This is a genomic window from Niveispirillum fermenti, from assembly GCF_048066175.1.
GTDB lineage: Bacteria > Pseudomonadota > Alphaproteobacteria > Azospirillales > Azospirillaceae > Niveispirillum > Niveispirillum fermenti.
In genome coordinates, this window is sequence record NZ_JBLTXA010000068.1 from 1 (window position 1) to 6861 (window position 6861).

The following is a 6861-nucleotide window of genomic DNA, read 5'->3' on the forward strand; positions in this document are numbered from 1 at the left end:
TGCCGGCTGAGGAATTGAAAAGCGAGAGCCTGTTTCCGGTCGGCGGAAATACGGTTCTTGAACGGCCTTTCGCTGGCTGGAAAGCCGTTCCGGCGGTGATCGGTTGCGATCCCCCCTGACGGGTATGAAGGGAGCGGGCATGACGGGACATTATCTGGTATTGGCAGGGGGTGTCGGCGGGGGCGCGGCTGGCCAGTGGGCTGGCGCGGGCGCTGCCCGACGGACACCTGACCGTGGCGGCGGAATAGCCGGACGACGACGCCACCGCGGCTGAAATCTCAGGTGGCGTTTTCCCGTCTGGTTGCATTGATCCGGAACTTCCGGGTGCGATGGCGGGTTACCTTTGCAAGGGGTGGCAAGAGCCCCGATGGAAAGGAACCGCCATGCGCCGCGCCATTGCCTGGAGTGCCGGCATCCTGGCCGGCATCCTGCTGGCACTGATACTGGCCGTGATCCTGTTCGACTGGGGGCGACTGGCCCCGTGGCTGGGTGCGCGCCTGTCGGATGCCGCGGGGCGCGAGGTCAGCCTGTCCGGCCTGGCGGTGGAATGGTCCTGGCGCCCCCGCATTCTGGTCAGCGATCTGCGCGTCGCCAATGCGCCCTGGGGCAGCGGCCCCCTGCTGGCCGATATCCGGGAACTGGATGTCACCATCTCCATCCCCGCCCTGTTTCAGGGCCGTCTGGAGGTACCGCGGCTGGTGCTGACGGGCGCCAGGCTGCTGCTGGAACAGGATGCGCAGGGCCGGGCCAACTGGGATTTCGTGGCCGGCAGCGCGACGGCCGGTGCCGTCGCCCCCGACAACCGGCGCGAGATGCCCATGATCGGCGCGATGGCCATCACCGGCGGCACCCTGGATTACCGCGACCCGCGCCGGGGCATCGATTTCAGGAGCCGCCTGGACAGCGTGGCTGCCACGGGCGCCGACCGGAAGAACCGGGTGCGGCTGAAGGGGGAAGGAACGCTTGACGGCAAATCCTTCACCCTGACCCTGACGGGCGGATCGCTGCTGGCCCTGCGCGCAGCCGAGACGCCCTATCCGCTGACGCTGGAGGCGGCAGCCGGGGGCACCCGCTTTTCCCTGGACGGAACCATGACGGACCCCGTGCGGCTTGACGGGGCCGACCTTCTGCTGCGGTTGAGCGGGCCGGACCTGGCCGAGATATTCCCCATCTTCGGCATTCCGACACCGACGACCGCCGCCTATGAGTTGGCGGGACGGCTGCGGCGCGGCGAGGGCCGGTGGCGCGTGGACGATCTGGAAGGCCGGGTCGGTGACAGCGACCTGGCCGGCTGGCTGTCCATCGACCCGCGCGAGGAGGTGCCACTGGTCCGGGCCGAACTGGTATCACAGCATCTGCGCCTGATCGACCTGGGCGGCCTGATCGGACTGGACCCCGGGCAGGAGGACCCGACGGCGGGCGTGGCGCCGCCCGGCCGCGTGCTGCCTGCCATCCCGGTAAAGCTGGAAAGGCTGCGCGCCACCGACATGGACATCCATTTCACCGGGGCCGACGTGAAGGCGCCGGGCCTGCCCCTGCGCGAACTGGAATTTCACCTGAAACTGGCGGGCGGGCTTGCCACGCTGTCGCCCCTGCGGTTCGAGGCCGATATCGGGCAGGTGGCCGGTACCGTGGCCCTGGACGGTCGGCGGGAACAGCCTGAAGGGACCTTCGACCTGAAGGTGCGCAACCTGGGTCTGAAGCCGTTCGTGAAAGGCACGGCTTTCGAGGCGGAAACCGATGGCGCGCTGGCCGGCCGGCTGCGCCTGCAGGGCACCGGCCGGTCGCTGGCGGAAATCCTGGGGACGTCGGATGGCAGTCTGGTGCTGGTCATGGAGAATGGCAGCATCAGCCACCTGCTGGTCGAGGTCGCCGGGCTGGACGCGGCCGAGGCGCTGGCCCGGCTGATCGGCGGTGACAAGCCCATTGATGTTCGCTGTCTGGTCGCGGACTTCACCGTGGAAAAGGGCGACATGCGGTCCAGCACCCTCGTCCTGGACACAACCGACACCAATATCGGCGGCACCCTGCGACTGAACCTGGGGGAAGAGGCGCTGGAAGGCCGTTTGCGGCCCAAGCCCAAGGATTTCAGCCCGCTGACGGCGCGTGTGCCCATCCTGATCGGCGGCACGCTGGCCGAACCGCGAATCGGGATCGATGGCGGAAGGCTGGCCACCAAGGGTGCCGCGGCGGCCACGCTGGGCCTTCTTCTGACGCCGCTGGCCGCCATCGTCCCGTTCCTGGATGCCGGCGGCGGGGAGGACAGCCCCTGCCGCACCCTGGTCCGCCAGGCCCGCGCGCAGGAGGGCAAGGACCCGGCGGAACGGGCGACGGAAGGCGACGACTGACAACAAGGGGCAGGAAAATGCCCCTTGTTGTCTGCGCCGACAGGCGCAGGGTGCGAAGCGCCCCCGCCCCTGGTTGCGGGAAGCCCGGCTTCAGTCGAAGCGAAAGCCCGACACGGCCGTGTGCAATACGGTTTCGCCATAGACCCGACGACCGGGGCCCCCGGCAGCGCCGGCGGCCACCATCAGCGGGATGAGATGTTCTTCCCGGGGGTGGGAGAAAGGACCCTGCGGCGCCCCCCGCCAGCCGGCCAGCGCCGCGGCGCGCTCCGTACCGGGGACCTGCACCGCGCCGGCAAGCCACCGGTCGAAATCCTGTGACGGGCCAGTGGCACGGGGATCGCCATAGGCTTTCATATTGTGGAAGCTCATCCCCGATCCAAGGATCAGCACGCCCTCGTCGCGCAGCGAAGCCAGGGCGCGCCCCGCCGCCAGATGCAGGGCGGGGTCCAGCGACCGGTCCAGCGACATCTCCACCACGGGAATATCGGCGTCGGGAAAGGCGACCTTCAGCGGGATGAAGACACCGTGATCCAGGCCGCGCCGATCGTCCGTACGGGCAGGCAGCCCCGCCCTCTTCAGCAGGTCCGCAGCCCGCGCAGCCAGATCCGGGCTGCCGGGCACATCATAGCGCAATTGGTAGGTATGGGCCGGGAACCCGTAATAATCATAGATCAGCCCCGGTGCCGTGGCGCCGGTGAAGGCGAAACCCTGCTCCTCCCAATGGCCCGACACGACCAGGATCGCCCGGGGCCGCGCCGGCAGGGATGCGGACAGGCCGCCCAGGAACCCGGCCATGCCGGTCCAGACACCCCGCGGATCCTCCATGAAGAAGCAGGGACCGCCGCCATGGGGGATGAAAAAAGTGGGTTGCCGTTGATCGCTCATGGAAAATCTCCAAAGGCCATGGGGCCGACTTGGGCCGGCCTTACCGTTCCCAAGAAGATAGCGTCCCGCCTTCGATGGTTTAACTGATATAGTTTCGATTAAGATCATCAGAAGAATAGATGAAGATGGATGCGTTATCCCTCGACCAGTTCGCGGTCTTCGTCACCGTTGCGGATACGGGCAGCTTCTCTGCGGCCGCCCGGCGGCTGAATCGGGTGCAGTCCGCCATCACCTACACCATCGCCAGGCTGGAGGATCAGGTGCAGGTCGCGCTGTTCGACCGCAGCGGCTACCGCCCCGTACCGACCCCGGCCGGCACCGCCCTGTTGCCCCAGGCCCGGCGGATACTGGCGGAGCTGGACGCCTTCCGCAGCCAGGCGGCCGGTCTCAGCCGGGGGCTGGAGGCGGAACTGTCCATTGTGATCGAGACCATGGCCCCCATGGCCCTGGCGGTGGAGATGCTGGCGGCGCTGCGCCGGCGCTACCCGTCGGTGCGCACGCGGGTGCTGGTGGAAACGCTGGGTGCCGCGTCGGGGGCCGTGATCGGTGGCGCGGCCGATATCGGCATCCTCACGGCCTTTGCCAGTGACAGCCCGGCCCTGGTCCGCGTGCCCGTCGGGGAGATCAGCCTGGTTCCCGTGGCGGCACCGGCCCATCCGCTGGCCCGGGCGGGCCGGCCGCTGGAGACCGGTGACCTGCGCGACCATCTCCAGCTTGTCCTGACGGACCGGTCGGAACAGACGGCGGGCCGGGACCACGGGGTTGCCGCCACCTCGACCTGGCGCATCGCGGACCTGGGCGCCAAGCATGCGCTGCTGCTGGCCGGGGTCGGATGGGGCAGCATGCCGGCCCACATGGTGGCCGGCGATCTGACGGCAGGGCGGCTGGTGGAACTGGCCGTGCGCAGTTGGGACGGTGCCGCCGGCCCGCCGCGCCTGCCGCTGGTTGCCGCCCGCCGGGCGGATGCCGCCGCAGGCCCCGCCGGACGCTGGTTCATGGATGAGCTGGAACGCCGGTCGCCGGCGTCACGGGCCGCCAACCCGCCCTGATGCCTTGTCGCCGGCCATGGGGTCGCCGCGGCATGGCATGGGGATCTGGTCCGGCGGCGTCTGCCGCCGCTTGTCCGCCTCAAGCCCAAGCCGCCGGATGGCGGCGCCCGGCGCTTGAGGTGCCGAAAACCTTGACCATCGGTCAAGGTTTTCGGCCGCTGGTATAAGACTGGAAGAATGCGAAACCCTTGGGTGGGTTGCGGTGTTGTTTCCCCTGAGAACACATCGCTTGTCCTCCCTCCCAAGGCCGCTCGCACCCCCGCCGGCGACCGCCCCGCCGCTGGAGCCGTATCGACCATGGATGGACCGCTTCCTGTTTCCTGCGATCCGTTGACCGCCTTGTTCAAAAGGGTTCGGGCCCGGACCGAGGCGCTGGCGGCCGGTCTGTCCGATGCCGATGCCACCGTCCAGTCGATGGAGGATGCCAGCCCGGCCAAATGGCATCTGGCCCATACGAGCTGGTTTTTCGAAACCATGGTGCTGGCGCGCCATGTGCCAGGGTACCGGCCATTCGATCCCGCCTTCGATTTCCTGTTCAATTCCTACTATGAAACCATCGGACCCCGGCTTTCCCGGCCGCGGCGCGGCATGCTGACCCGGCCGTGCCTGGCGACGGTCCTGGCATACCGGCAGCATGTGACGAAGGCCGTGGCTGACCTGATGGGAACGAGAATGCCCGACGGTGTGGCCAGCCTTGTGGAACTGGGATGCCATCATGAACAGCAGCACCAGGAATTGTTGCTGACGGACATCCTGCATCTGTTTGCACAGAACCCGCTGGCACCGGCCTTCCGCACGCCCCCGGGGGCCCTGCCGGCCATCCCGGACCGCCCGGCGGCAATGGGCTTCATCGCGTTCGATGGCGGGGTCATCCGCATCGGGCATGCGGGCGGCGGGTTCGCCTTCGATTGCGAGGGCCCCCGCCACGAGGTGCTGATCCAGCCGTTCCGCCTGGCCGACAGGCTGGTGACCAACGCGGAATGGCTGGATTTCATCGCGGATGGCGGATATCGCACCCCCCTGCTGTGGCTGTCCGACGGCTGGGCCAGGGCGCAGGCGGAAGGCTGGTCGGCACCGCTTTACTGGCAGAGGCGGAATGACGGGTTCGTGAGCATGACGCTGCAAGGCCTGCGGCCCGTGGACCCCGCCGCCCCCGTCACCCATATCAGCTATTTCGAGGCCGATGCCTTTGCCACCTGGGCGGGGCGGCGCCTGCCCGGCGAGGCCGAATGGGAACATGCCGCCGGCACGCTGGCCATTGATGGCCAAGCCGCCGGCCAAGGCAATTTCGCCGACAGCGGTCGTCTGGCGCCCGCCCCCGCCTCGCCGGCCGGTGGCCTGCGCCAGATGTTCGGAGATGTCTGGGAATGGACGCGCAGCGCCTTCCTGCCCTATCCGCGCTTCTGCCCGCCCGCCGGCGCCGTCGGCGAATATAATGGGAAATTCATGTCGGGGCAGTTCGTGCTGCGCGGCGGTTCCTGTGCCACGCCCGCCGGCCATGTCCGGGCCAGCTATCGCAATTTCTTCCCACCCCATGCCCGCTGGCAGTTTTCCGGCCTGCGATTGGCGGAGGATGCCTGATGCCCCTGGATGCCGATATCATCGATACCCAAATGGCCGCCTTCCGGCGGGATGTCCTGTCGGGACTGTCACAGCCGCGCCGGGCGCTGCCGCCCCGCTGGCTGTATGACGACCGCGGCTGCGGCCTGTTCGAGGAGATCACGCGGCTGCCGGAATATTACCCGACCCGCACGGAGACGGCCATCCTGGCCGCCCATGCGCAGGACATCGCCGCCTTCTGCGGGCCGGATGCCGTGATGCTGGAATATGGCGCCGGTGCCGGCGTCAAGACCGAGATCGTGATCGGCGCCCTGCCGTCGCTGCGCCTCTATGTCCCCATCGACATTGCCGGCAATTTCCTCCAGCAAACCGCTAGCCGGTTGCGGCGGCGGTTCCCCGGCCTGAATACGGCCCCGGTCGTCGGCGATTTCACAACGCCGCTGGACCTGCCGGCATCGGTTCCCGCCGCCCGTCGGTTCGGCTTCTTCCCCGGTTCCACGATCGGCAATCTGGACCCCGCCGAAGCCGTCGCCTTTCTGGTCCAGGTGCGCCGGCATGTCGGGGAGGCCGGCCGATGCATCATCGGCGTGGACCTGAAGAAGGATGTCGACACCCTGCTCCGCGCCTATGATGACAGTCGCGGCGTGACCGCGCGGTTCAATCTCAACCTGTTGCGGCGCATCAACCGCGAACTGGGCGGCACCTTCGATCCGGGCCGGTTCCGGCACCGCGCGGTCTGGAACAGCGGGGAGGCCGCTGTCGAAATGCATCTGGAAAGCCTTGCCTTGCAAAGCGTCCATGTATGCGGTCGCCGGTTCGACTTCGACACCGGAGAGACGATCCATACCGAAAGCTCGCGCAAATATGACCACGCCTCCTTCACGGCGCTGGCCGGCCGCGCCGGCTGGCGGCTGGACCACGCCTGGACCGACCCGGACGAACGGTTCGCGATTTTCGGCCTTGTCTGATAAAAGCGGCCGAAAACCTTGACCTATGATCAAGGTTTTCGGCACCTCAAG

General features: G+C 68.1%; 5 protein-coding genes. 4 read left to right on the forward strand and 1 reads right to left on the reverse strand.

What is annotated here, in order from left to right; all coding sequences use genetic code 11:
* The first annotated feature begins 383 nt into the window (after nt 1-383).
* On the forward strand, nt 384-2348 hold the full coding sequence (locus ACM9LZ_RS25370) for an AsmA family protein (RefSeq protein WP_416622294.1): 1965 nt from the start codon (nt 384-386) through the stop codon (nt 2346-2348).
* 90 nt (nt 2349-2438) lie between these two features.
* Here ACM9LZ_RS25370 and ACM9LZ_RS25375 read toward each other — a convergent pair whose 3' ends face one another.
* Nucleotides 2439-3233 carry a DODA-type extradiol aromatic ring-opening family dioxygenase gene (locus ACM9LZ_RS25375; RefSeq protein ID WP_416622295.1) on the reverse strand — a complete coding sequence of 265 codons (795 nt, stop codon included), beginning with the start codon at nt 3231-3233 and terminating at the stop codon, nt 2439-2441.
* A 125-nt stretch (nt 3234-3358) separates the two neighbouring features.
* On the opposite strand from ACM9LZ_RS25375, the gene ACM9LZ_RS25380 reads away from it, so the two are divergent.
* From ACM9LZ_RS25380 to egtD, 3 genes are all read left to right on the forward strand, one after another.
* The gene (locus ACM9LZ_RS25380) at nt 3359-4282 is read left to right on the forward strand and encodes a LysR family transcriptional regulator (RefSeq protein ID WP_416622296.1); all 924 of its coding nucleotides are present in this window, start codon (nt 3359-3361) and stop codon (nt 4280-4282) included.
* A gap of 297 nt (nt 4283-4579) precedes the next feature.
* A complete protein-coding gene (gene egtB, locus ACM9LZ_RS25385; protein ID WP_416622297.1) occupies nt 4580-5863 on the forward strand; it encodes an ergothioneine biosynthesis protein EgtB in 1284 nt (427 codons plus the stop codon).
* Complete coding sequence (gene egtD, locus ACM9LZ_RS25390; RefSeq protein ID WP_416622298.1) at nt 5863-6810, forward strand: L-histidine N(alpha)-methyltransferase; 948 nt, start codon at nt 5863-5865, stop codon at nt 6808-6810. Before egtB ends, egtD begins: the two co-directional genes overlap by 1 nt.
* Nucleotides 6811-6861: the final 51 nt, after the last annotated feature.

Coding starts and splice junctions, on each gene's coding strand:
- egtD (WP_416622298.1), top strand. CDS start 5,863: ATGCCCCTGGATGCCGATATCATCGATACCCAAATGGCCGCCTTCCGG.
- ACM9LZ_RS25370 (WP_416622294.1), top strand. CDS start 384: ATGCGCCGCGCCATTGCCTGGAGTGCCGGCATCCTGGCCGGCATCCTG.
- egtB (WP_416622297.1), top strand. CDS start 4,580: ATGGATGGACCGCTTCCTGTTTCCTGCGATCCGTTGACCGCCTTGTTC.
- ACM9LZ_RS25380 (WP_416622296.1), top strand. CDS start 3,359: ATGGATGCGTTATCCCTCGACCAGTTCGCGGTCTTCGTCACCGTTGCG.
- ACM9LZ_RS25375 (WP_416622295.1), bottom strand. CDS start 3,233: ATGAGCGATCAACGGCAACCCACTTTTTTCATCCCCCATGGCGGCGGT.